We start from the raw sequence: 25,173 nt of genomic DNA, 5'->3' as shown, positions 1-25,173 counted from the left end.
TTAGAACATGTTCTATGGAGGGCTGCTCAATGGATGTGAGATGAGCTGCTCAGCACGTCCCCATGGCGGTGCCCTGGTCGGTGCCGTACCGGTGGCCGTGGCCAGGGGGAGCGTTCAGTGCGGCGAGCAGATCCGCGGTGGTCTGCACGAAGGCGACCACCGGAAGCCACTGGGGGACAGGTGCATCCACCCGAGCGCCGCTCAGGTCTGGCGCGCGCCACAGCTGGGCGGGTGACCAGTGGATCACCGGGTCGGAGCTGTTGGCCAGTACAGTCGCGCCGCCGCGGTGCGCGCTGTTCGCCGGAGGTCCGGCCCACAGGGCAGCGCACGTTCGGCGGTCCTGCTCGGCGTCGTCTGCGAAGACCGCATTACCGCCCAGTGCGCCGAGGCTCTGGCCGTAGAGGTACAGCTTCGGCTTGTTCGTCAACCCGCGCAGGTGTTTCTCCACGGCGGTGAACAGGGTGCGCGCGGCGGTCACCGCGTCGTCGCGGCCGAACACGAACGCCGCCCAGCTCGGCAGGTAGGAATACTGCAGCCCGACCAGCGCGACGTCACCGTCGAAGCGCTGATCGAAACCAGCGACGGCGTTCGCGTCGATCCACCCCGACCCGGTCGGCACCGCGACGACCAGATTCGAGCGATCGAATCCGCCGGAGCGCTCCAACTCCCGGATCGCCAACGCGACCCGGCTGTCCAGGTCCGGCGCCGACGCCACCCCGACGTACACTCGCACCGCACGCGCGGGCGCACCGCTGACGAACTTGCGCCCCTCGGCGCCCAGCGACGACCAGCTCACCGCCGATCCGGCGCTCCCCGAGCCGGCATGGGAAACCGGCTGCACCAGAGCGGGATCCAGTGCGGCGTTCGCGCTCGCGTACGCGGCCTCGCGCCAGCCGACCACCGCGGGAACGCCGCCGAGAGACAGCAGCGCCGCCGCCACAAGGGCCGATGACACCCCGCGCGCCCAGCCCAGTTTGCCGAGCGCCCAGGCGATCGAGCGAGTGATACCGGTGAACAGCCCGATGATCAATGCCGCACCGAGCGCGCAACGCACCCAATAGTCCGCTCCGATCTGCGGCTTCCCCATCGCCGCGCGCAGACGGTTCTGCCAGTGCCCTGCGTTTGCCGCCGCGCCCACCACCAACACCGACGTGGCAATCATCAGGGGAAGCCGGGCCCACCAGTGCCGCTGATCGATATCGCAACCCAGGCGGCGCAACATGAATCCGACGATTCCCGCGATGCCGAAGGTGGCGGCGGCGACCAGTCCGGTCACTACGGCTTGGGCACTCGGCGTCCGGGGAAGCAGACCAGGGGTCAACGACGCCGATATCCCGATCCCGAGTCCGAGCGTCGTGCCGATGCGTGGCGGCCGGACCGGCCGCACGGCATATCGCAGTGCGACCGTAGCTCGACGACGAAGAGCTCCGTGCGACGTGAACTTCGCAGTCACAACGCTTCCCACGAATCGGCGGGTCCGGACGTCGGCGCGCCGGTCATCGCTGAATCCCCAGCGCCTCCACGCTATTCGACAACACACCCGTGGAATCCCGCCGCCGGTTCCGCACAACGAGCACGGCGCCGAGCCCCACTACGCCGGTGCCGAGCACCCCGAGCAACTTCCGGCTCACCGCAGGTTTCGAATTCTCCGCACCGAGCAGGGATTCGACCACCGGTGCGCCGTAGGCCTGACGGCGCGAGTTCAGATCGACGGCGGTGTTCGCGATGGTCGCCATGGCATCGCAGCGTGCGCGCGAGAACGATTCGACGCGGGTGGCGCAGGCCTCGTGCATGTGCCGGTCCAGCGTCGCGTCGAGTGCCTGACGCGCCCACGGCCCGAGCGGCTGGCCGCGCCGGTCGGCGTAGCGCAGCAGGTCGTAGCCGAGGTCGTGGGCTTTGCACGCGGTGTCGAACTCGGGGGGCAAGGTCACCGGCGAGGAACAGTCACCCCGCGGATTGACCACAAGTCCGTCCAGGGTGCTCGGTCGGTAACCGAACGCGGCGGCGAAGTCCGGCGGAATAGCGGTGAGCGAGCCGGGTCCGCCCGCGGTCAGATCGGCGACGGCGGTGACGGCCTGCGCACTTTCGACCGCCGCGGACGCCGCCGCGGCATGCGGCGCGGGCGCGAGGAACACGGTGGCCGCCATGGTGGTCAGCGCTGTCGCGGCCAATGCCGCGTAGCGACGCGTGTGCGCGGCGGAAGAGGTTGTGGCGGAACGGTTTCGGGCGCCTGCGGCCGATGCGGACCGGGTCTTGGGTCCTGCGCTGGTCGGTGTGCTCATGGCGTCGACGTTAGGCAACCGGTTCGCGCGGTCGCCTCACGCCCGGGCAGGTTTCGCGCGCCATGCTGCCGGGGGAGCCGCCGCGCCGTCTCGTACCGGGGTACGGGGTGCGAAATCACCCCGGGGTATGAGGGCACGCTGAGCTGGATGTTTCTAGTGTCGTGGGCATGCAGCAGAAGAGTCGTGCCTGGCTGGGGCGGCCGGACGCGCGGACATGGTTCGACCTGTGCACGGTCCTGGTCGCCCTGATCTGCTACGCGGTGGCCTGGCCGACGTTGCACCTGACCCATGCGGTGCCCGCCGCGGCGCAGCCGTTCATCGCGGCGCTGGCCGCCTTCCCGGTGCTGCTCGTACGGATCAACCCGGCGCTGGGCTGGGCCATCTCGGCGGGCTCTGCGCTGGTGATCGCGCTGGCGATCCCGCATCAGCCGAACAACGAGCTGCCATTCGAGGTCGTGCACGTGCTGGGCCTGCTCGTGCTGCTGTTCGCGGTGGCGCTGCGCGCGCAAGGGCAGATCGTCGCGGTCGCCTGGGCTGCGACGGCGTTGCTGTTCGCGACCACCATGCCCGGTGAAGGCGATGCGTTCGCGAATGCCGCCTGGGGTTGGCCGATCGCCTTGGCGGCGCTGGTGCTGTTCGGACTGCTCATCCGATGGCTGGCGCTGTCGCAGCGGCAGTTGGTTCGCCAGGAGGAGGAGAACGAACTCGAGCGCGCCCGCCGCGCGATCCTCGAGGAGAAGGCCCGTATCGCCCGCGACCTGCACGACGTGGTGGCCCACCACATGTCCCTCGTGGTGGTGCAGGCACAGACCGCGCCCTACCGGGTGGAGGGCGTGACGCCGGCCGCGCGCGCCGAGTTCGAGTCGATCGGCGCCACAGCGCGCGAGGCGCTCAACGAGATCCGTGGCATGCTCGGCGTCCTGCGTAGCGACGGGCAGCTGCCCGAACACGCGCCGCAACCGAAGGCAGCCGATGTGATCGGACTGTTCGAGGGCGCTCAGCGCGCGGGCGTACGCATCGCATGGACGGTGGACGGCCCGCTGGACACCATCCCTGAGACCATCGGCCTCGCCCTCTACCGGATCGCTCAGGAGTCGTTGTCCAACGCCTCCCGCCACGCCCCCGACGCACCGGTCCAGGTGTGTATCGCGCGCGGCGCGGAACTGCTGCTCACCGTCACCAACGGCCCAGGAGTGACGGTCGCCCGCACAATCGGCAACGGTGGCCACGGCATCGCGGGCATGCAGGCACGGGCCTTGGCCGTCGGTGGCGACATCTCGGCCGGCCCCCGTGCCGACGGCGGCTTCGAAGTGCGCGCTAGCCTCCCGCTCGCCGCCCCGGGTAACACCGGCGTCGAGATCATCGCAGCATCCGACGCCGCGACGGACCGGTGAGGGTCGAGGCCCGACGGCAACCGGAGAGCGTTCGGCCGCTGTGTCAGGAACTGTGGACGTTCAGCACCGCTTTTGCCTCCCACCGCAACAACATCGGCCCCCCGTTGCCGACCAAGCATTGTTCGTTCGCGGCCCGGCTCGCCTCCGAGCGGTCGCCGCGTCCGCGATGAAGTCGCCAGCGGCGGTCGCTCGAACGCGAACCATAAGGGGGCCGCGAACACGCTGCGGCGCAGCCGCGGCCAAAATCACAACATGGCAATTACGGTGTTGATCGCCGACGACCAGGCGATGGTTCGACAGGGGTTCGGAGCGCTGCTCGCGGCTCAGCCGGACATCAGCGTGGTGGGCGACGCGGCGGATGGGAAGGGCGCGGTGACCGAGGCCAAGCGGCTGCGCCCGGACGTGGTGCTGATGGATGTGCGGATGCCGGAGATGAACGGGCTCGACGCGGCCCGTGCCATCCTGTCCGCCGGTTTCGACCCTCCGGTGCGGGTGCTGATGCTCACCACCTTCGACATCGACGACTACGTCTATGAGGCGCTCAGCCTCGGCGCCAGCGGGTTCCTGCTGAAGGATGCGCCCGCCGAGGAGCTGGTGCGCGCGGTGCGCGTCGTCGCCGATGGTCAGGCGTTGCTCGCGCCGACCGTCACCCGCAGGCTCATCGCCGACGTCACCCGCCGTCGTAGCGCGGCCCGCGCGAAGCCGACGCCTGCGCTCACCTCGCTGACCCCGCGCGAGCGGGAGGTGCTCGAGCTGATCGCCAAGGGCATGTCGAACACCGAGATCGCCGAAAGTCTCTTCGTGGCCGAGCAGACCGTGAAAACCCATGTGTCCAAGGTGTTCTCGAAGCTGAACCTGCGCGACCGCGCGCAGGCGGTGGTGCTGGCCTACGAATCCGGCCTGGTCGTTCCGGGCTGAGCTGGACTCACTGGGGCGTGCACGACCCGCCGTGCAGGTTGGTGACATGACGGCCGATCAGCTGCGCCAACCGGCTCAGGATCGTGGTGGCGTCCTCGAAACTTCCCGAATCGGCCTGCGCCGCGATGGCGACGGCGATCATCCCGGAGTGGACCGGCACCAGTCCGAACTGGCGGGCGGTGTAGATGCCGGTCTCATCGTCCGGCCCCCAGCCGCCTTTGAATGCTGTGCCCTGCAGCACGCCGAGCCCCCACGCCTGCTCGGGCGTGATCGATGACATCAGCTCGGTCACCTTGGACGTCTCGGGCAGGCACGGCAGCCGTGACGCGAACCGGACCTGGTTCGCCAGCGACCACTCGGTGCCGCCGAAGGACTGGTAGTCCAGCGTGGTCCGCGGTCCCGCGACGCCGGTGGTGGCGTCGCCCGCCTCGTCCAGTACGTCTTGCACCGCCTTGGCGGCCTCCAGACCGTCTCCGAGAGACTCCCACAGCATCTCCGCGGCGTAGTTGTCCGACACTGTGATGGCGGCCTGGGCCTCTTCGACGATGCCTTCCTGCGGATCGTGCCGCAGTGCCGCGATCGCGAGCGGGACCTTGATGGTCGACCACGCGATGCCGCTGACCCAGTCGCCGAAGACGGTCATCCGGCCGCCGCCGACGGGCATGATCGCCATGCCGACCTGTCCGGCCAGTTGCGGCTGCAGCTGGGTGAAGTCGGCGGCAAGCGAGTCGGGAATGGACACCGACAAGCCCGGCCGCCACGCTCCTGCGGTGTTGACGACCACGGTCGGCGCCTCGGCGGCGGACTTGTCTCTGGGAAACAAGGAGCATGAGGCGAGGGTGATCAAGACCACCAGTGCGGCCGTGCCCAGCACCGAGCGCCATGCGAAACCGGTTCCCGTCGACCTCACCACCGAGTCCTCCCCACCACCAGTGACGCATGCTCGCTGTTCGTCGGCGGTGCATAGCTCATCGTGCCCGTCCGGTCGGTGACCGGACGAGAGACATCATTGCCGCACAACGGGGACGGTGTCGCGACGAGGATGTCTCGTACATAGTTTTGCGGATCTTCCCAGAGAATTCGAAACCCCGTGGCCACGGCGTCACCCGGTAGGCTCGAGGATCTGTAGGGAGCGCCCGGACGCCCGCGTCCGGCCGTCGCGGTCATCTGAAGGGGGCGTGTTGCTCGACAGCGGTGCGGTGTTCGCCGGGTTCACCATCGAGAAGCTGCTCGGACGGGGTGGCATGGGATCGGTGTACCTGGCCCGCCACCCCAGGCTGCCCCGGCAGACGGCACTCAAGCTGCTCAACCGGGAGTTGTTCACCGACACCGAGGTCAGGGCGCGGTTCGAGCGAGAGGCGGATCTGGCCGCGCAGTTGGACCATCCGAATATCGTCGCGGTCTACGACCGCGGCACCGAGGACGAGCAGCTGTGGATCTCCATGCAGTACATCGACGGCGTCGATGCCGCGACGGTGAACCCGCAGAGCCTGCCGGCGGAGCGGTCCGTGCAGATCGTCGAGGGTGTCGCGGCGGCACTGGATTACGCGCACGGGATGGGCGTTTTGCACCGGGACGTGAAGCCCGCGAACATCATGCTGGCCCGCGCGGTGGGCGGGCACGGCGAACGCGTCTTCCTGACCGACTTCGGAATCGCCCGGCTGCGTGAGGATTCCACGCATCTGACCCAGACCGGCATGTTCACCGCGACCCTCGCCTATGCCTCACCGGAGCAGATGACCGGCGCGCACCTGGATCACCGCTCCGACCAGTATTCGCTGGCGTGCGCGCTGTATTGGTTGCTGACCGGCGTCGCCCCGTTCGATTCCCCCGCACCGGCCGAGATCATCCGCGGCCATCTCCAGCTGCCGCCGCCCTCGGTCGTGGCCAGACGCCCGGGTCTTTCACCCGCACTCGACGCGGTGATCTCGAAGGCGATGGCGAAGCGTCCAGATGAGCGGTACGCGTCCTGCGTCGAATTCGCCACAGCCGCAGGGCAGGCGCTGACCGCGCCCGCTCTGCCCGTGTCGCCGTACCCATCGCCGCCCGCCCCGACCGTGATCGCGCAGCCGGTGCAGGCGAATCCGGTGTACCCCGGGACGGTGTCGAGTCCGCCGTCCTACGTCGCCGCGGCGTCCGGCCCCGCCTACACCGCGCCGCCGCAGTACACACCGAATCCCACGGGCGGACAACAGTTCCCGGCATCCGAGGGATATCCCGCATCGACACCGAACTACCATGCGGCACAGCCTCTTCCATCGAGTGCCCCGCCGCCGAGCGGCTATCCGCCGCACCAGCCACCCGGCTATCGGCCCGAACGGCGCTCGAACACCGGCCTGATTGTGGTCATCGTGCTGACCGTCGTGGTCCTGCTCGCGGCAGCCGGGATCGCCATCGCCAAGATCGGATTGTCGAATCCCTCGTCCCCCCTCGACATCGCCACCAAGGCGCCGCAGGGACCTGCCGATCCCGGCACGCTCGCGAAGGCGTTCCCGAAGCTGTTGCCGCAGGGCGTCGACGTCAGACACAACATCGGCTCCGGCCCGGGTTACCGCGGCAAGACATGCTTCCTCGACACCGCCGACAACGGCGGCAAGGTGTCCAGCGACTCCGACGTGCCCGACTTCCTGAAATGGGCGACGGCGTGGAACTGCTGGGGCACTCCGATCAACGAGCCCGACTACGTCGTCATCGCGTTCGAGTCGCCGCAGGACGCGCAGGCAGCGGTGCATGATCTGCCGTCGAATACCGCGGGAACGGAACAGAACAACGGAAGGTCGTACTCGACCTACCGGTGGCAGCGGACATCCAGCGGGCTCCCGGACGGCTACCTCGTCATCGATTTCCACGACGACCCGGGCCGGTCGAGTTACCTGCTGTATGCCAAGGTCACGCTCACCGACAGCATGCCCAGCTCCGGATTCGGTCTGACCACCCCGAAATTCAAGGCGTGGTTCACCGGCCTGCCGCTGTAGGAGACGGGCGCTATGGTGTGCGTGGCGCCGCTCATGCCGACAGTCGCGGCGACGCGATCATCACGGTCGCCCACACGCGGCGCGGCGCGCGCTCCAGCGTGGTCGCACCCAGCGCACCGGGGGCGCGGAACCAGCGGGTGATGCCTGCCGTGGTCCGGACGATCGGACCTCTCGTCGCGCGCTACCGCGCCATGGCCTCCAACGCGCGGTGGCGGCGACGATACTGTGCGTCGAGCACCGCCCGCAGCACCGGCTGCTCGTCGGCCAGTTCGAGATACGCCTCGACCGCATCCTGGCCTTGGGCCAGCGCCTGGTCCAGTTTGGCGTCGAGATGGATGTTCCACCGGTAGCGCAGCGCGAGCAGCAGCCCCTCTTCGCCACCGAACAGTCGCTCCAGATCCGGTATCCCGGCGAACAGGTCGGGACCGGTCGGGTCGACCGCCGCTCGGCGCAGGACGGTGTGCATGATGTCGGTGCGAGCGTGCTGATCTTCCCAGGTCATGGCCATCGCCTTCCTTCGGTGGACTACAGCTCAACAGCTGACGCTACGGACGTGATGGCCGGGTTTCGTCGTGCCGGGGACCCGAATACTTCTCCGACCCCGGTAGGAGGAGCGGCCCGCTCGCGGAACGATGTACCGGGCCGGACGGGGCAGCTAGCCTTACAGAATGGGTGTGACCGGCGTCTCCGATCCGGCTGTCGGTACGCGGCCGGGGCGCGTGCGGGCCGCACTGCTGCACACCAGGCAGCGGTGTGCCGAATTCGGACGCGATCCGGTGGCCGCGTTCCGGCGCACCGTCGAGCAGTTGCCGTTCGACTACCCGCCGTCGATCATCATCAGCATCGACATCGCCGTGCTCGTCGTCGCGGTCGCGGCGGCGGTGCAGCGACACGATTACTTCCCGACGGTGCTCCCGATCGTCGCGTTACTGCTGACCTGCGCCTTCGGTCCGTTGTACGCGTTCCTCGGCGTGCTGCCGCGGCCGCTGTTGCTCGGACTGCTGGCGATGTCGGCCGCAGCCCTGTTCCTAGCCCAGCCGGTCGCCGGCGACTTCGCGCCGTTCGTGCTGGTCGCGGCCGCGGGTGAGGTCGCGGCGATAGCGCCGAAACGGGTCAGCGTCCCGGTCACGCTCGCGATGATGCTGCAACTGGTGGCGTTCGACGTGATCGGTCACATGCCCGAGGGGCTGCCGACGTATCTGGTCGGTGTGGCGTTCGGCTGGATGGCCGGGCTGATGCTGCAATATCAGCGCCGCTTCCTCTATCAGGAGCGCGGCTATCAGGATATCCGCGCCGCGCAGGCCGCCGACGAGGAGCGCCGCCGGATCGCTCGCGAGGTGCACGATGTGATCGCGCACTCGCTGAGCGTCACCCTCTTGCATCTCACCGCGGCGCGACATGCGCTGCAGACCGACCGCGACGTCGACGAGGCGGTGGAGGCGCTGACCGATGCCGAGCGGCTCGGCAGGCAGGCGATGGCAGATATCCGCCGCACCGTCGGGCTGCTCGACGCGCGGCCGGGGAAAATGGTCCCCGAGCCGGGCGTGGAGGACATCGAGGATCTGGTCGGCGATTTCGTGCGGGCCGGGCTGGATGTGCGCTACGAGTGCGACGGCGACCTCGGCGTCGTGTCGCCTGCGGTCGGACTCGCGCTGTACCGGATCGGGCAGGAGTCGTTGGCGAACGTCGTCAAACACGGTCACGGCGCGTCCGCGGCGGTGCGGCTCGCGGTGGACGCCGCCGAGGTGACGCTGACAGTGGAGAACACGCTGCCGGCCGGGCTGCCCGCGCAGCGCGGCGCGGGCATGGGAGTGACCGGTATGCGGCAGCGCGCCGAACTGCTCGGCGGCCGCATGACGGTCGGCCCGTTCGACGAGGGCTGGGCGGTGCGCGCCGGTATTCCACTGGCGCCCGGCCGGAGCGGATCATCCTGCCCGTTGCTGCCCAGCATCGTGCACGGCGGCTCGACGACAGCACGGGAGGGTTCGTGACCGTGACATCGCCCGCGACCGGTGTGGACGCCGTCGCCGTGCTCGTAGTGGACGACCAGGAGCTCGTGCGCGGCGGACTGCGCCGCATCCTGCGCCGCCGCGACGGATTCGTGGTGACCGAATGCGCCGATGGTGACGAGGTGCCCGCCGCCGTCGCAGAGTCTCGTCCCGATGTGGTGCTGATGGATCTCCGCATGAAACGGGTCGGCGGCATCGACGCCACCCAGGCGCTGCGGACACACGACTCCGCTCCGCCGGTGCTGGTGCTCACCACCTTCGACGACGACCAGCTGCTGTCCGGTGCACTGCGGGCGGGCGCGGCGGGATTCATCCTCAAGGACTCACCCGCCGAGGACCTCATCCGCGCGGTGCGGATGGTCGCGGGCGGCGGCGCCTGGCTGGATCCGTCGGTCACCGGTCGCGTGCTGTCGGCTTACCGAACGGTGCGGCCGGCGCCTACCAGGTCCGACGCTCGTCTTTCCGAACTGACCGCCCGCGAGTACGAGGTGCTCGAGCTGATCGGGCGCGGCAGGGTGAATGCCGAAATCGCCCGCGAACTCGTCATCTCGGAAGTTACCGTGAAAAGCCATGTCGGACATATATTCGGCAAGCTCGAGCTGCGGGATCGAGCCGCGGCGATCGTGTTCGCGTTTGACCACGGGGTGGTGACACCCGGAGAATCCACACTGTGACGGGCAGGCTTCGGTCGCGAATCACGTGATTCCGGTGTGCGATCCCCGCCAGGATGTGGAGGATGACGAGTGCAGGAAGCTGGGCCGAGAACCGGGACCCGGTTCGGGTCGTACGAACTGCGGTCGTTGCTGGGCAAGGGGGGTATGAGCGAGGTCTACGAGGCCTATGACACGGTGAAAGACCGGGTGGTCGCGGTCAAACTGCTGTCGGAAGAGCTCGCCAAGGATCCGATGTACCAGCTGCGTTTCCGGCGTGAGTCGCAGGCTGCCGCGCGGCTGGCCGAACCGCACGTCATCCCGATCCACGACTGGGGTGTGGTCGACGGTGTGCTGTTCATCGACATGCGGCTGGTCCACGGCGTCGACCTCCGCACCATCCTGCGCGGCCACGGGCCGCTGAGTCCCGCTCGCGCCGTCGGCATCATCGAGCAGATCGCCTCCGCGCTGGACGCCGCGCACGCGGCCAACCTGGTGCACCGCGACGTGAAGCCGGCGAACATCCTGGTCACAGACTCGGATTTCGCCTACCTCGCCGATTTCGGTATCGCGCATACCGAGGGCGACAGCGCGGTAACCCTGGTCGGCATGGCCATCGGCTCCTACATCTATATGGCCCCGGAACGTTTCGACGTCGGGCCGGTGACCGGGCGCGCGGACATCTACTCGCTGGCCTGTGTACTGCACGAATGCCTGACCGGAGCAACGCCGTTTCCGGCGGCCAGCATGAATGTGCTGATCAAGTCGCATCTTTCCGATCCCCCGCCGCGACCGAGCGCGCAGGCCAGCGGCATTCCGGCCGCGTTGGACGCGGTGATCAACCGCGGCATGGCCAAAGACCCGGACGACCGCTTTCCGACCGCGACCGCGCTGGCCAGGGCCGCTCGTTCCGCCCTCGGCGAGGCGGCACCGGCCGCGCCGACACTGGTGGTGCGCGCGCCCGCCTCGGCGCAGCGTCCCGGGGATCCGACCGTGCGTGGTGTCGTACCGCCGGAGTCGACGGGGGAGCTGTCGCTTTCGGCGGTGATCCATCCGAGTGGGCCGACGGTGGTGCGGCCAACGGAAACCCAGTTCACGCCGCTTCCGTCGCCGGACGAGCCACCGTCGACACCGTTCAGGGCACCCGCGGCGTACACGCCCGCGGTGGGACTGCCTCCGATGCGACCCTTCCCGGACGCGCACCTGTACCCGGAGACCCAGGCGTACGCGCAGCCGACGGGACACGCTCCGCTACAGGCGTATCCGGGGCAACCGACGCAGGGATATCCGGAGGTCGCACGGCAGGCTTACTCGGGGACGTATTCCGAGTCCTTGTCGCGGCCGTATTCGGAGTCTGGCTCGTCGGAGACGTATTCGGAGTCCTCGTCGGAGACGTATTCCGAGTCCTCGCCGGAGACGTATTCCGAGTCCTCGTCGCAGGCATATTCCGAGACTCCGTCGCTGGCGTATTCGCAGACATCGACCTACTCCGCGTTCTCCGAGACACCACCGCATCCTGGGGCAGAGAACTATCCGGAGACCAGGCAGTATGCGGATCGGGCACTCGCACCGAGCTCGCCCGACCCACGGGGCCCAGCCGCACCGGCCTATTCACCACCGACCGAGTACCTGACGCCGGCGACGCATCCGGTGCGGGATGGTCGTGCCACGCGCACCGACTACCCGCCGCAAGGCGATTATCCGGCGCGTACCGACTACCCGCCCCATCGCGACGATCCGGGGGACGGCTACGACGAGGACGACCAGGACCCTTACTACCCGCCGCGCAGGAGCCGCTCCATCGCGCGGCCCATCATGGTCGCCGTTCTCGCCATCGCTGTGCTCGCCATCAGCGGCGCGATCGGCTGGCAGGTGTTCGGCTCCGGCGGCTCCGTGACGACCTCCGCCGCCCGCGAATCCGAGGCGCTCGTGGTACCGACGGCGAGCACAGGCGGCCGGTCCCCGGTCAGCTCGTCCGCCGCTCCGTCCGTCACGTCCACCTCGGCCAAGCCGACGCCGGTTACGCTGCCCGCGGGCGCCAGTCCGTGCGGCCAGGGCCAGTCGGTCCCCGGTGCGTTCACCCAGTCGGCCACGGGCACCGCTGTGACCAGTTGCGCGTTCGCCGAAGAAGTGCGAAGGGCCTACGCCGAACTCGGACCAGCGCAGAATGCCGCGCGCGACGCGTCGCGCGCAGTGGTGGCGACCAGTCCGGTCACCGGCCAGAGTTACACGATGAATTGCCAGGCCAGAGGCCAGGTCGTCACGTGCAGTGGCGGCGAGAACGCGGTGGTGTACGTCTACTGACACCGCAACCGCAGCGAACACGGAATGAATTCGTGTCCATAGGAGAAAACTTACTGCATTCGATCTCTGTGCGTCCACGCTATCTCGGGGCCAGCGGATGCCGGTGGTCCCGAGCCAGCGGGTGCGGTTCTCCGGTCAGCGCTGAGAGCGCTTCGGCGATCTCGACGATGCTGGGGGCGGCGTAGGTGAACGTGGCACCGGCGCGTGCTGTGCTTCTGCTGGTGTCCGGCGTAGGCATGGGCGATGGCGACGCCGAATTCGCGCTCGATCCATGTCAGGGTGGTGTGGCGCAACCAGTGCACGCTGAACTGGGGTGCGGCGGCCCAGCTCAGGTTGGTGCGGATGCGCAGTGACAGGGATTGCACACCTTCGGCGGCGATTTCGCCGGTGGCGACGATGGCCGCTGAACCTGTGTGGAGATGGCTTCCCTCAGCTCGTCGTACCCCTTTGCCATCACCGCGGCGAGCAGTGCCTCCTTGTGGCGAAGTGTCGGTAGGGCGCCGCTGCAGACACGCCTGCTCGTCCTGCGGCGGCCCGCAGCGTCAGTCCTGCGACTCCGTCCTGTTGGACGAGTGCCCGTCCGGCGTCGATCAGGGCCCGTCGTAAGTCTCCGTGGTGATAGGCCTTGCGTTCCGCTGTTGACGTCATTTGCATTCTCTTCCATCAGATGTGGACAGTGGCAACATTCCTTCGACGAAGACAAACCTATGACCCGCCGTATCTGTGGCCTGCAGGGGTGGGTTCCGTTCTGGGGTGCGGTCCCGGTTTGCGGTCGTCGCTTCGCAACCGCAACGACGTCGGGGCATACGTCGCACGGGGAATGGCGTACGTCACATGGGGAATGATGCCACTGTCGAATAGTTGCGAACATAGTTCGCAGACGTCTATGCTGCGAGCAGCTGCGGACAATGTTCGCAATTAGAAGTAGGGCGGCTTGACGATCGTTGGCGGAGGCGGACCATGAGCGACCGGAACAAGGACCCGAGCGGCGCTGACAAGTGCAACGAAACACCCGACATCGGTTTCAGCATGGCACCGGACGGTTCCGACAGTGCCGCCCAGCCTGGCGCAGAGGGGGATGGGGGCGCTGACGACAGTCGGGACGGGGCGTCGGCGCGGCAGATCGCTGATGCGCTGGGTGAGGCCGGGCCCTCCTGGTGGCGGCAGTTGGATGCGGTGTTCGTGTTGACCACCGCCACCGGGCTGGCCGAGGTCGTCTACACCGACGGGGAACGTTCGATGCGGGCGAAGCCCCCCGCGCTGGTGCTGGAGAAGGTGCGGGAGCAGCGGGCGCTGGTTGCCGAGTTGGTTAGCGAGCCGTGGTGGCGGATGCTGGTGCGCCTGAGCGCCGAGGGGGAGTTCGAGGTCGATTACGACTTCGGTAAAGAGCCGTTCCCGGACGGGCAGTTGCTCGAGCCGGAGGCCTATCTCGCCGACCTGGAAGAGTATCCGCGTGAGACGCTGCCGGTATGGCTGGCGGCACATATCAAGCATGGCGACCGGCAGAGGCGCACTCCACAGGAGGCGGCACGGGATGCCCGGGCCGCGCGGGCCGCGAAGGTGTGGCCGGTGCTGGTGGAGAACGAATTTCCGGACTTCCCGCAGATGTGGGCCCGCTGGGCGTGCATCGCCGCCGCGTCTGCCGCAGCCAGGTCCGACCACGGTCCTTGGGTACTGCCGTCCGTAGGCTTGTTCGAGGCTTCCAGCCGCAATGGTTCGACGCTGTGTGTGCTGCCCGGCGATCGGGCGGTGCTGTCGGGTGGAGTGTGGGAGTCTCCCAACTTGGTCGCAACCTACAACGATGGTGCCGAGATGCCGAAGTTCTATGCGGGGGCGCCGGATTGGGTTTCGGACTCGGTGTTGAACCCGCGTGCGGCGACCGGGTTGATGTCGTTCGTCTACTGGTGGGAGGGTGGCCGCTGGTATCGGGGTGAGTCCCCGTCGGTGCAACAGTGTGCCACTGCCCTGCCTGGAGTGTGGACCGCGAATACCGTGGTCGGCATTGTGGCGGGTTTGGCCGCGCGGCCACCGAGTGCTGAACAGTGTGCCGCCGCAGCGGCTTTGGTGTCGGCTGCCGAGGTGGGGGTAATCACCCGGGAGACGGTGGTGAACTTGTTCGGCGACGACGGGTTCGATGTCGACGGTGCGATGTATCAGCTGACGCTGGCCGGTGTGGTGGCGTCGCTGCCGCAGCAGATGCACGAGGCGGAGGCCGTCTTCCGGGTACGCAGCTAYATCGAGGGYCGTGGTYTGGACACSACMGGKTATCCGYTGGATCARYTGGTYGSCGASCGGTTCAGYTGYGGSTGGATGGTGTATGTGCCGGTGCCGCGSGGSGAGATCGCGATCGGYCGSGCCATTTTCTAYATCGCSGATGACGGKGTGYTGGARCAYTCSTCKTCSTCGATCGCRCCGACCACGTTCGTCGAGAGCTTCGAGCGGCGCTTTCAAGGGCGTCATGGAGCATGGGTATAAAGATGCATATTACAGCGCAGAGAAAGACGAGGATCCGTAATGCCACGAAACGTTGACATTGATTGCGACGACGGTAGCCTGCACTGCGCGGCCAGTTTGCTCGATGAGCTCCACCGCGATTTCGTTCAGATATCCAACAGCACGACGGACATCATGGCGCAGATGACCAAGGCATGTGGCGATGATCACTTCGGCCATAAATTCACCGACGGTGAAAAGGGATTTCGGACGAACTGCGAATCGGCTGAACACGGCACGGGTGCCATATCCGAGTCATTCCGGCAATACGCCGAAAAAATCGGGGGTGAGACCGGCGTCAAAGCACTGTTCAACAGGACCGAGCAGGCATCGGCCGAGAACATCCGTCGAACTGTCTGAATTTATGTCTGCGCAATATTCCGACGCGGCAGCGTCGGCGATAGAGAGTTACCAGCGGCAGATGCAACTTGTCGCTTGGCTGCAACAGCAGCGCGCCCGGTTGACCGGGACCGCATCGGTGCGAGACAAGAAGGTCACCGTGACCGTGAACGCCAACGGTGTGGTCATTGCGACGGTATTCGCCGATGATGTCGACGAACTGAGCTACCGGGAGATCGCAGCGGCGGTGACCGAGGCCGCGCAGAAAGCGTCCGAAGAAGTCGCCTGCCGCGCAGCGGAGTTGGCGCAACCGCTCCTGGCCGAGCGGGCCGATCGGCCGAAACTGTCGGAGGTGCTCGAGGGCGTACCGGAATTCCGGATGCCGGCGGAACCGGAAGTGCCCACCGCTGCACCGGGTTCGGTCGAACGCGCGGCTTTCGACGCGGAGGTGGACGAGTCGGTGATGAAGTTCAGTGACGTCGAGGATGTCGACCACCATCGGGGTTCCCGGGTTACCGAATCCGGGTGGTGACCTTTGCGATCGAGTGCCACGGTCGGTGAACAGTCGTCGAACAGGGAAAACCCGGTTCGACGACACGGGCGTGGTGCGGCACCGGAAAACGTTTGAGCTGACGTGGCTATTCCGTTTCCACCTGCAGATCTCGCCTGGGTGCTCGGCTATGTGGCCGGCTCGGAGATTCCTATCGGCAACGAGGATTTTGCCGATGTGATGAAGACCGGATTCCAAGACCTGCAGAAGCAGATCATGGAACAGGAGCAGCCGAAGATCGCCGCTGTGATCCACAAGGTCGAGACTTCCTATAAAGAAGGCGTCGGCCGTGACGCGATTATCAAGGGTTTGAAGGATCTTCGGGCACAGGCCGAGGAGCTGGCCGAGGGTTACGGTAATCTGGCGGACGGGATTCACAGTTTCGGCGGCCAGATTGTGTCCGCCAAACTGAATGGGGCCATCAGTTTGGCCTGGTTGGCGGGGGAATTGGCGTGGGCTGTGTTGATGGGGCCGGTCGGTCCCAGTATCGAAATCGCGGCGATTTCCTATGCGCAGATGCAGTTCCGGATCATCGCCAGTCGGTTGACATCAGCGATCGAATCGCTGTTGAGCCGAGTGATCGCCAATGCGGTAGTGCGCAATATCACCGCCAAGGTCGTCTACGAGATGATCCAAGAAGGGCTCGTCGAAATCTTCCAGGGCACCACCCAGGAAGCCGTGGTGCAGTTGGCGCTGCAGAAGATGGACTACCAAGACGGCTGGAACTTGGGTGCCCTCTGGCAGAATGCCTGGATCTCTGGGGTCGCCGGAGCGGTGGGTGGTGGCGCCGGGCACGGGCTGCACCACGCGGTGCGGGGGCTGCCGTGGCAACCCAACCGATGGGGTGGGCTGGGCCGCGGTGCGATCGTCGGTGCGGGCGCTGGTTTGGCGGGTGCGCTTGCGGCCTGGGGGGCGACCGGATTGAGCACGGGGAACTGGGAGCTGGACCCGCGCTCGCTCACCGGTGGGATCCTCGGTGGTATCGGGCCCAGCATGTACTACGGCTGGCACGGCGGCGGGGACTACTCCGGTGCACCGATGACCCAGCGAGACTACTTCCTGGTCGGCCGGCAGGGGCCCGAGCCTGAGGCCGGTGACGGCACCGCCCCGGGACCCGGGCCGAGTGCACCGGGGAGCGGTAGCGGGAACGGGACTGCTCCCGGAACCGGAAATGGGGACGGGACGACTGCAGCGACCGCTACAAACGGTGCGGCTGGCACCGCCGATGCCTCGGGAACTGGCAACGGTACAGCGAGGAACCAGGGTTCCGGCGGGGCGCAGGGTGCGGGAAGCGTTGATGCGATGGTGGGGGCCGCGCCGGACGGTCGAGCTGGCGGTTCCGCGGACGCCGGTGCTTCGAACGCTGCCGGAGTCGGTTCCACTACGGCAGGTGCGGGTTCCAGCGACGCGACGTCCACGATGAGCCCGGCTGGGGCGCCCGTGGCGAGCCCCGGCGTGTCCGATGCCCCGGGGGCGTCGACGGCGTCCCCAGGATCAGTCACGCCCGGGACAGCCGCTTCCGGTGTGGCGAGCGACACCGCTTCCGACACATCCCACGCCGGTGCAGCAGGCGGGACAAACGCGACCGCCACCGTCTCGCCGTCGACCGGTAATGCGGCACAGGATAATTCGGGCTGGACCAGTCCGGCAATCCCCGATTCCAGCCCCGCGAGACCTGGCGGGGCGACCCCGGCGGCCGATGGTGCCGGTCCGGCGGGACGACCCAGCGGTGCCTCGAGTGCCCGTGGCACCACCTCGTCACCGGCCCAAGGGCAACGCCACACCGCCGCGAGGTCACCGCACAGCAGGGAAGACCCCCAGACAGCCGGAGTTGCACCGGCTGCCGCGTTGGGCGACGGTGTTGTCGCCGCTTCCGCGGACGCCGAAGCAGAGCGCACAGGCGCCGGGGCGCAGCGTATGGAGATCCCGAACGCGGACAGTGCTGCCGACACGCAACAGGTTGCCGCACCGCAGGATGAAGACGGCCCGGCCCGGTCGCCGATGTCGCCGCAGGCGGACAGCGCCGATCCCACACAGCCGCAGCAGACGCCGGAATCGACTGCACAGGACGGAACCGACGCTCCCGATGCGGCGTCGGCCGACCGGGAGCCTACGCCGCGGCGGGCGGATCACGCCGACACGGACACATCCCGGAACCGAACCACGCTGGATGAGGAAACCGAAACGAACTTCGATGGTGTCCGCAACACCGGAAGCACTCGTTCCGGTGTGGACGATCCGGAAATGCCTGATTCGCAAGCCGATTCGGATATAGCCACGGACGACGACACGCGGTCGAATACGGATGCCGACAACGACCTGGCCGTCGTCGCGGATTCCGACGATGAGCCCGAAACCCTGGAGCCGCAGGGGGGTTCGGACGGTAACGTCGACGAGTTCGACATGACCAACCAGTGCGTTCCGCAGCTGGTGGCCAAGGTCAAAGCTCGGCACCCGGGTGCGAATGTCACCCCGATGGGGCATGTGGGCTTGAGCGGCACTTCCACCCAAGACCTGGAGAACCATATGGGTGGCCACTTGGTGGAGTCCGGTAGCAGGCGGGGGGTTACGCCGCGGCAGGAGTCGATGCGGTTGCGGCTGGAGGCCGACAGGGAGCACGAGCGGCTGTCGGGCATGGGCCACGGGATTGTGAGCGCGGTACGTAAGCGCGCCGAGAAACGCATCGAACGAATGAACAAAGTCCGGCAACGGCTCACGGGACAGGAGCAGCTGCTGTCGCAGCAGGTGCAGGCCACGGATGCGGACCTGTCCGATCTACGGCAGCGACAGGAGGATATGCAGGACCGGTTGCGTTCGCAGCTGTTGGACGTGGAATCGCAACGGCACATGCCGCAGAACCCGCCGTCGCACGCCGATCCGGAAACGCAGACTCCGGTCACTTCGGAGCCGGACGCGGATGCCTTGCGGACATTGGATCAGCGTGAGCAGCAACTGCGGGCGGATGCGGAGCAGCGCGATCTGCAGCTGCAGCAGGATATCGACGGCCTGGCAAATCTGCAGCGGCAGCGGCGAATTCGACTGGGAGATCTACATGAGCGACTCGCCCGGTTGGATCGGGCGGAAAACGAGCGGTTGCAGCGGGAGCAGGAGGTCGCCGCCGAGCACGCGGAGCAGCTGGCCGAGCGGGCGGATTCCGAGCGGGAGCGGTTGCGGGCCTTGGCCGCCACCCGTAGGCAGCAGGAAAAGTCGCAGTGGCGGCAGGTCTCGCCCGAGGAGCATCTCGCCGAACAGGTCGAGGAGCTGGGCGAAGGCGGCACGATGATCACGGTTTACGCCTTTGCCGAAGCGGACGAGCATGGGGTGATCGGCCACGGAGTCGTGTTGTACATGGACAACGGCGTGGTGATGGTCGACGACCCGGCCCAGGAAGGGCCGGAAGTCTTCGATCCCACCAATCCTCCGAACGGCCTGCGACGCAAGAAAAACAGATGGCTCCTGAAGATTCGTCCCGACGGTTCCATGGTGGATCCGCTGGCCGCCGGATCGGGCGCCGACAACGACGACGACGAAGAGAAGAAGCGGGCGCAGCGTTTCCTCGACGACCTGCTGACGCGTGATTTCGAGGCGCAGCGGAGGCGGCCGCTGGACGTGCTGCGCGCCGAACGCATCCGTGCGCTCGACGAATTGGCCGACGCGGCGGATGCGGCACTTCTGACACCGCCGCAGCTCGACGCTCTGCGAGACCCTGCCCGGTTCGCGAACACACTGGGCAACCTGGGCGGGGTGACCGTCGCCGATGACACGTCCGGGGCGGACATACAGCAGATCCTCGACGCCCGGGACCGGTTGCGTGCGGTGGTGCCGCACTACCACGAACTCGACAGCGCATTACAGACATTCGCCGCGCTGCAGCAGGGCGGCTCATCGCAGCAGCAAATGCTGCGCCACGCGCACGCCACCAGGGTGCAGGCGTGGGTCTCGTCGTTGCGGGACCTGGAGACTTTCGCCAGGCAGATCCCGCAGGCACGGTCGCATCAGCTGCTGTCGACGGATTTCGAAGCCGAGCTGACCCGATTGCGCAGCGAGGGTGTGCCCGCTGCACAGCTGCGGCAGCTGGAAGCTGCGGTCAAACGGCACCACGTGCTGACCGAGCGGATGCGGGCAGCCGAGAAACGGGTGTCCCGTATCTCGGATTCGTTCATGCAGTCGACGCGGGACCAGGACGCCGCGCAGATCCGTGCGGAGGCACGCGGATTGACCGAGATGGTGTCCCAGTTGACCGCGCAGCTGCACTCCGCACGCCAGGACATGGAAGCCTTGGGTGTCGACGACGCTACTCGCCCGGCGCTGTCCATGCCGGATTTCGAAGCGGCGCAGCTGCAGGCGGGGCTGGCCAACTTGGTCACCTATCACGCTGCGCGCCGGGCCATGACAGACGTGGCCGGGCGAGTCCGGGACGCTCGTCAGCTGGACGAGGAGAGCTACGAAGACGGCTTGGCGGAGCGCCCCGAAGACGATGGGCCAGGTCCGCGGGAACGGCTGATTCGGAGGGCAGCCCGGTCGGCGGTTGCCCGCTACCGGGCGGCGGAGCGGCGAGTCGGCGCATTCGTTGATCTGTTGGGTGCGGATACGCCGGACGGGATTTCCCCGCAGCAGCGGCAACGGCTGCTGGACTATGGCGCCGCGGTGGCGCAGTGGCAGGCCACCCACGACACCATGCAGACGGCCGTAGATGTGGGCAGCGAGGCAGATGGGGCCGCGTCGACTCAGCGCTTGGACGAAGCCACGCAGCGTCTGCATGTGGCCGTGCTGCGGCTGGCCGGCGATGCTGCGCTCCGCCCGGTCGCCGAGCTGGACGGCGGGTGGGGCCCCATCTCCCTGCCCGAAGACACCATGACCGCCGGCGATTCCACCGATCCGGTCGACCATTTCGACACCGACCTGGGATCGATCTTCGGAGTCAGCGACAAGGGCGCGAACGCGAACAAACAGCACAACCGGGACTGGATGGACTCGGAGGTGGTCGACACCGCGGAGGGCCCGATCCGGATCTCGGTGGTGTGTGACGGGGTGTCGAGGTCGACGGACGGTCATCGTGCCGCGCGGATTGCCGCCCAGACCGTCCGTGCCCACCTGGCCTTTTTCGTGTTCCAAGAGCAGGGGGGTTTCACCGAGGAACAGGCAGATCGGGCAATGCGGCGGGCGATCGACGCCGCGCAGGCCGAAGTGGCGGCGCTGGCTGAAAACGCGGACCACCCCACCCCACCCCAGACCACGATCGCCGCGGTCATGGTCAAGCCCGGACGTGATGGCCGGCCCGGTCAGTACACGGCGGGCTGGGTCGGCGACACCCGGGTCCAGGTGCTGCGGGCCGAGGGTGAGTCCGTGGCGGTGAGCGAAGACCATACGCGGGTGGCGTATCAGATGATGGTCGACGGGATTTCCCAGCGTGAGGCGCTGCGGGACTCCGAAACCCGCGGCGTCCTGCATGCGCTCGGCAAGGGTGTCGGTCCGCCGGAGCCTGACGATGCCGTGAATCCGCGGTATACAAAATCCGGTGAGGTGCTGCCGAGCGACATCGTGTTGGTCAGCACGGACGGGCTGTGGGGTAGCAACCCGGAGCCCGGCGAGATGGATATCGTCCTGGATGGAGGTCACAACAGCGACCTGCGGGATATGGGCACCCGGTTGCTGAACCGGGCACTGCTCAATGGCGGGGACGACAACATCACGCTGGCCCTGGTGTCGTGCGCTGTCTCCGAATCGATGCCACATAGGCGACCGCCGGCCCCACGTACTCAGGTGGGGCTCCAGAGGCTCTACCGTGTTCTGGCCGCCGAGTACGAGCGCGCCCGGGCTGACCTGTGGCGGATGGCCGTGTACTCGGGGGCGAACCCTGAACATCTGGCGGTGCCCGACCGGTTTGCCGCCGAGATGGAGCGTCTCGGTGACGAGCTCCCCGCGGATTTGGAATCCCGGTTGAATGTCGCGTCGCGCTATTTCCATGCGCTCACTGAGCAGCTGAGCGGGTTCTGGTCATGGCTCGATACGGTCGGTAACCGGTCGCCGGCGCAGTGGACCGATTACGACGCGGATTATCTTGCCGCACTGTCGAATTGGTCGGCTTCGCTGCGGGAGGCGACGCAGTCCGGCGTGGACGACGTGTCGCTGGAGCAGCGTTACGAGAAGTTGGCGCTGCTGTTGGATATGCCTCGCACACATGTGATCGAATTCGACCGCAACGGCGACCCGGTGCATCCGATCGCCACCGATCTGGAAGCCACCGACGCAGCGTTGCCGCCCGAGGAACACCGGCTCGGCGATGTCGATATCACCGGCACACCACACGCTTCACCAGACCCTGAAACACCTGATGATGCCGAAGCGATTCAGCCGCCCCGCAATGAGCACGGTGCCGACTGGGAGACTGGTATTCGTCGTGTGCTCGGTGACCGGGTTGCCGACGAGTGTGTGGTGCTCGGGTCCACCGCCGTCGACGCCGCATTCGGCCGCGTCCCCGCGTCCCCGCGTACCGCACTCGACATTTCGGTACCCGAAGCCGCCTACCGGTCCCTGCGTGAGCAGCCGGGGTGGTCGGAGCAGCAGTCGGCGGATGGTGTCGTCCGGTTGGTCAACGGCAACCATTCGCTGGTGATGGGAGTGGCGGAAGGATCGTCGCACCACGAGGTTCTCGGCCGCGCCTGGCGTACACCCGGCGGGTTGCATGTGGCTGGGTTGCCGGATATCTACGCTCAGTTGCAAGAGCGTGATACCGAGCAGGATCGGGTCGATGCTGCCGCGATCCGGCGCCGCCTGCTCGATCCCGACGAACCCCCGCTGTCTGCGGATGTCCTGGTTCACCAGATCGAGGCTGTTGTTCGAAGCGTGTCATCGAGCGTGGCAGTCGATGATTCCGACGTGCAGATCGCGATTCGGTTGGCGGCCAATGGTTTGCACATCGTGTCCACCTTGTACGGCGATGCGAGGATCGGGCGGGCCAACCAGATCATCGGAGATCGCGAGCTAGCCGAATACCGTGTGCCCGCGACCTATCACAACGGGTTCGACCTGCTGCACGATGTCGACCTGCTGCTGACGCATCTGGCCGCCATCGACGCCAGTCCGCAGGAATGTGCGGATGCGGTGGTCGCCGAGACCTACAGCGACTCCGTCTACGGCAACGGCCGCGGTACCGACGAAGCACGCTCGGCCGCACTGGCGCGTGCCCACGGGTTGGCCCTCGGCTGTGACCCGGTCAGGGCCGACCGTATTCACGCCATGATCATCGGCACGACATTCGATGAACAAACCAAAGGCCAACGCGGCGAACGAGATTCGGATCCGCTTGTCCAGGCGATCGCCGGCGTCGATCTGCAGACGCTCGCAAGTCCAGCCTATCTGCTGGACCTTATAGCCCTCGCCCTCGAAGACCTCACATCCGAGCGATACCCTGCGGACCGAGTGCTCGGCAGGGCTCTGGCCGACTCCGACCACAATCTGCGTATTCGTTCTGTTGAAGAGGGCGTTGCGATTATCGATCGGCTGGCCGATTACCGGCCGATGATCGATGGTGAGCCGTCGGAGCATACAGTGATGCAGGCATTTGCTCGAAGGCTTATCGAGAATGCGAAATTCTGCGACCCTGCCCAGGGGCACCAGTATCCCCCGGCATGGACACTCGACAATCCCGAACTCCGCGCCAAAAACGCCGAAATGGCCCGTGAACTCGGCCAGAAACTGCTCAGGCGAGAACGAGAAACAACGGCAACCCAAGCTTACGAGGAAGCCAAAAGCTACGCCGCCGCCACCCGCCAGGTGTTGCTGGGTCGACCATCTGAAGGTGATCCCGTCGGGAATACATGGGCGGAGCTGGTGGTGTGTGCGGAGGGCGGTGCGCGCGGCCGGGACGAGGCAGCCGCGCGTGCGTGGGATTGGCTCAGCGGACAGTTGTCGGATTGGCCCGCGAAGCGAGTCGACGACGCGGGTTTGGTGCTTGTCGAGGTGGTCGGGCATGCACTGATGCAAGGCCGCCAGGTTCGGGTGGCGGTGGATATATCGGGTGCTCGGCACGACCGGGTGCTGCGGGTGACCGTGGAGGGCGCCGACGGTGCGCCTTTGCCCGAGGGTGTGTTCGACGATCCGGTGGTGACAGCGTCCGGTGTCGACCTGGTGGAAGACGGCCCGGACCGGGTGGTCTGGTTCGGGATTCGGGAATTGCCGCAGCTCCCGCGGCAGCTCGGCGCCGCGATCGCTCCGGTGCCCCATGTCCGGTTGTTGACGCCGGACGGGGAGTTGACGATCGCGGTGGAAGCCCGTCGGATCCTCCCGATGGTCGAGGCCCTCGCCCCGTTCAACCACCTTGGTACGCCCGAGGACGTGGCGATCGAAACCATCGGTTGGAGTGTGCGCTACCACGAGCGTGTGAACGGGACACGCCTGCGTGATGGCCAAATCAATGTCGAGGCGGCGTCGCACCAATTCCGGTCCGATGACACGGTCGTGGAACTGGATATCTATCCGTTCTCCGACCGGGACTTCCGCGGCGGAATACGACGGCTGGGCTTGGCCGGGCAAACCGACATCGTCGTTCCCATAGACGAGTTCATCGCCGCGGTTGCCGAAGCGCGACAACAGCGACGAGCCGCCGCCGCGGCGGCGGCTCCACCGCCGGAGGCCGACGCCCCTGCCCCGGCCACGCCGAACGTGCCGCCGGACGCTGGACAGCATGGCCTGACGGCTTCGACGCCCCCGCAACCGCCGTCGCCCGATGCCGCCGGCACCGTCTCCGGTGGTGGTGGCGACAATTCGTCGCCGGGTCGGCAGGTTGGCAACATCGGATTGCGGCCGGCGTTGCCGCAGGCGCCCACTCCTGCGGAACGTGCGCTGGCGCAGGTTCTGTGGGAATTGGCGGGTGAGTTCGGTAGTGTCGCTGAATTTTTCGACGCATTGAACGCCGACCAGCGTTGGGTTCTGGTTCGGGGTGGCCTGGTGGAGGGCGCACCCGATATCGCCGTCCTGCCGGCGCGGTGGCGTAACCGGATCAACCGCAAGGAACTCGCCTGGCGGCGGGTGCAGGGTCGCGACGTCGAGTACGAGCTGAGCTTGGTGGAGGCCGCGGAGCGGCAGGCGGCCCGGTTGCCGGGTCGTCCGCCGGTGCAGCTGTTGCGGCTTGGCGAGCCGGTGATCGCGGTGGGGGATGTCGACATCGCTGATGCGGTCGTGGTGCGTAGCCGGGATCGGCGGTGTTCGGGCGCGGAGGCGGTGGTGCTGCTCGCGCAGGAATTCAGGCACGAGCTGG

Annotated in this window: 18 protein-coding genes and 1 pseudogene; 10 read left to right on the top strand and 9 right to left on the bottom strand. The window is 67.3% G+C overall.

Annotated elements, in window-relative coordinates:
* Positions 1-49: 49 nt before the first annotated feature.
* Together AB4Z47_RS00710 and AB4Z47_RS00705 are read right to left on the bottom strand one after the other, a co-directional pair.
* Entirely contained in the window at positions 50-1,453 is a 1,404-nt protein-coding gene (locus AB4Z47_RS00710; RefSeq protein WP_441947183.1) for an alpha/beta-hydrolase family protein, read from the bottom strand.
* A gap of 43 nt (positions 1,454-1,496) precedes the next feature.
* The gene (locus AB4Z47_RS00705; protein WP_441947181.1) at positions 1,497-2,282 is read right to left on the bottom strand and encodes a hypothetical protein; all 786 of its coding nucleotides are present in this window, start codon (positions 2,280-2,282) and stop codon (positions 1,497-1,499) included.
* A gap of 167 nt (positions 2,283-2,449) precedes the next feature.
* On the opposite strand from AB4Z47_RS00705, the gene AB4Z47_RS00700 reads away from it, so the two are divergent.
* Together AB4Z47_RS00700 and AB4Z47_RS00695 are read left to right on the top strand one after the other, a co-directional pair.
* A complete protein-coding gene (locus AB4Z47_RS00700; RefSeq protein ID WP_441947180.1) occupies positions 2,450-3,676 on the top strand; it encodes a sensor histidine kinase in 1,227 nt (408 codons plus the stop codon).
* Positions 3,677-3,928: 252 nt separating this feature from the next.
* Complete coding sequence (locus tag AB4Z47_RS00695) at positions 3,929-4,594, top strand: response regulator (RefSeq protein WP_441947178.1); 666 nt, start codon at positions 3,929-3,931, stop codon at positions 4,592-4,594.
* Between the two features lie 7 nt (positions 4,595-4,601).
* On the opposite strand, the gene AB4Z47_RS00690 is transcribed toward AB4Z47_RS00695, so the two are convergent.
* Positions 4,602-5,507: a hypothetical protein gene (locus AB4Z47_RS00690; RefSeq protein ID WP_441947177.1), complete on the bottom strand. Its 906-nt coding sequence runs from the start codon at positions 5,505-5,507 to the stop codon at positions 4,602-4,604.
* A gap of 265 nt (positions 5,508-5,772) precedes the next feature.
* Here AB4Z47_RS00690 and AB4Z47_RS00685 point away from each other — a divergent pair, with 265 nt between their 5' ends.
* The gene (locus AB4Z47_RS00685; RefSeq protein ID WP_441947175.1) at positions 5,773-7,569 is read left to right on the top strand and encodes a protein kinase domain-containing protein; all 1,797 of its coding nucleotides are present in this window, start codon (positions 5,773-5,775) and stop codon (positions 7,567-7,569) included.
* Between the two features lie 181 nt (positions 7,570-7,750).
* Here AB4Z47_RS00685 and AB4Z47_RS00680 read toward each other — a convergent pair whose 3' ends face one another.
* Positions 7,751-8,071, bottom strand: a complete 321-nt coding sequence (locus AB4Z47_RS00680; protein ID WP_441947174.1) for a hypothetical protein — start codon at positions 8,069-8,071, stop codon at positions 7,751-7,753.
* 166 nt (positions 8,072-8,237) lie between these two features.
* On the opposite strand from AB4Z47_RS00680, the gene AB4Z47_RS00675 reads away from it, so the two are divergent.
* The 3 genes from AB4Z47_RS00675 (at position 8,238) to AB4Z47_RS00665 (ending at position 12,532) form a co-directional block, all read left to right on the top strand.
* Positions 8,238-9,560, top strand: coding sequence for a sensor histidine kinase (locus AB4Z47_RS00675; RefSeq protein WP_441947172.1), 1,323 nt, complete (start codon positions 8,238-8,240; stop codon positions 9,558-9,560).
* Between the two features lie 38 nt (positions 9,561-9,598).
* Positions 9,599-10,252, top strand: coding sequence for a response regulator (locus tag AB4Z47_RS00670; protein WP_441947327.1), 654 nt, complete (start codon positions 9,599-9,601; stop codon positions 10,250-10,252).
* 69 nt (positions 10,253-10,321) lie between these two features.
* A complete protein-coding gene (locus tag AB4Z47_RS00665; protein ID WP_441947171.1) occupies positions 10,322-12,532 on the top strand; it encodes a protein kinase domain-containing protein in 2,211 nt (736 codons plus the stop codon).
* Between the two features lie 453 nt (positions 12,533-12,985).
* Here the strand turns inward: AB4Z47_RS00665 and AB4Z47_RS00660 are convergent, their stop codons facing one another.
* Entirely contained in the window at positions 12,986-13,180 is a 195-nt protein-coding gene (locus AB4Z47_RS00660; RefSeq protein WP_441947170.1) for a TetR family transcriptional regulator, read from the bottom strand.
* A 312-nt stretch (positions 13,181-13,492) separates the two neighbouring features.
* On the opposite strand from AB4Z47_RS00660, the gene AB4Z47_RS00655 reads away from it, so the two are divergent.
* From AB4Z47_RS00655 to AB4Z47_RS00645, 3 genes are read left to right on the top strand one after another with little or no spacing between them, the layout of a single operon-like run.
* A complete protein-coding gene (locus AB4Z47_RS00655; RefSeq protein ID WP_441947168.1) occupies positions 13,493-15,007 on the top strand; it encodes a hypothetical protein in 1,515 nt (504 codons plus the stop codon).
* 39 nt (positions 15,008-15,046) lie between these two features.
* The gene (locus AB4Z47_RS00650; RefSeq protein ID WP_441947167.1) at positions 15,047-15,385 is read left to right on the top strand and encodes a hypothetical protein; all 339 of its coding nucleotides are present in this window, start codon (positions 15,047-15,049) and stop codon (positions 15,383-15,385) included.
* 4 nt (positions 15,386-15,389) lie between these two features.
* A complete protein-coding gene (locus tag AB4Z47_RS00645) occupies positions 15,390-15,896 on the top strand; it encodes a YbaB/EbfC family nucleoid-associated protein (protein WP_441947166.1) in 507 nt (168 codons plus the stop codon).
* A gap of 567 nt (positions 15,897-16,463) precedes the next feature.
* On the opposite strand, the gene AB4Z47_RS00640 is transcribed toward AB4Z47_RS00645, so the two are convergent.
* Positions 16,464-16,709 (bottom strand): hypothetical protein, encoded by a 246-nt coding sequence (locus AB4Z47_RS00640; protein WP_441947343.1) that lies wholly within the window; start codon positions 16,707-16,709, stop codon positions 16,464-16,466.
* Between the two features lie 2,253 nt (positions 16,710-18,962).
* Positions 18,963-19,742, bottom strand: coding sequence for a hypothetical protein (locus AB4Z47_RS00635; protein WP_441947342.1), 780 nt, complete (start codon positions 19,740-19,742; stop codon positions 18,963-18,965).
* A 69-nt stretch (positions 19,743-19,811) separates the two neighbouring features.
* On the opposite strand from AB4Z47_RS00635, the pseudogene AB4Z47_RS00630 reads away from it, so the two are divergent.
* Positions 19,812-21,419, top strand: a pseudogene (locus AB4Z47_RS00630) (protein phosphatase 2C domain-containing protein); the annotation flags it as partial.
* A gap of 807 nt (positions 21,420-22,226) precedes the next feature.
* Here the strand turns inward: AB4Z47_RS00630 and AB4Z47_RS00625 are convergent.
* Positions 22,227-22,736 (bottom strand): hypothetical protein, encoded by a 510-nt coding sequence (locus AB4Z47_RS00625; RefSeq protein ID WP_441947341.1) that lies wholly within the window; start codon positions 22,734-22,736, stop codon positions 22,227-22,229.
* 162 nt (positions 22,737-22,898) lie between these two features.
* Positions 22,899-25,166 carry a hypothetical protein gene (locus AB4Z47_RS00620; protein ID WP_441947340.1) on the bottom strand — a complete coding sequence of 756 codons (2,268 nt, stop codon included), beginning with the start codon at positions 25,164-25,166 and terminating at the stop codon, positions 22,899-22,901.
* Positions 25,167-25,173: the final 7 nt, after the last annotated feature.

The organism is Nocardia sp. 2TAF39, from assembly GCF_052114905.1.
Classification (GTDB): Bacteria; Actinomycetota; Actinomycetes; order Mycobacteriales; family Mycobacteriaceae; genus Nocardia.
This window is presented reverse-complemented; position numbering and strand designations above follow the sequence as displayed.

Bases quoted from the DNA above. Each gene is read 5' to 3' on its own strand.
- AB4Z47_RS00700 (WP_441947180.1), top strand. From the start codon at position 2,450: ATGCAGCAGAAGAGTCGTGCCTGGCTGGGGCGGCCGGACGCGCGGACA.
- AB4Z47_RS00660 (WP_441947170.1), bottom strand. From the start codon at position 13,180: ATGACGTCAACAGCGGAACGCAAGGCCTATCACCACGGAGACTTACGA.
- AB4Z47_RS00675 (WP_441947172.1), top strand. From the start codon at position 8,238: ATGGGTGTGACCGGCGTCTCCGATCCGGCTGTCGGTACGCGGCCGGGG.
- AB4Z47_RS00680 (WP_441947174.1), bottom strand. From the start codon at position 8,071: ATGACCTGGGAAGATCAGCACGCTCGCACCGACATCATGCACACCGTC.
- AB4Z47_RS00650 (WP_441947167.1), top strand. From the start codon at position 15,047: ATGCCACGAAACGTTGACATTGATTGCGACGACGGTAGCCTGCACTGC.
- AB4Z47_RS00645 (WP_441947166.1), top strand. From the start codon at position 15,390: ATGTCTGCGCAATATTCCGACGCGGCAGCGTCGGCGATAGAGAGTTAC.
- AB4Z47_RS00695 (WP_441947178.1), top strand. From the start codon at position 3,929: ATGGCAATTACGGTGTTGATCGCCGACGACCAGGCGATGGTTCGACAG.
- AB4Z47_RS00705 (WP_441947181.1), bottom strand. From the start codon at position 2,282: ATGAGCACACCGACCAGCGCAGGACCCAAGACCCGGTCCGCATCGGCC.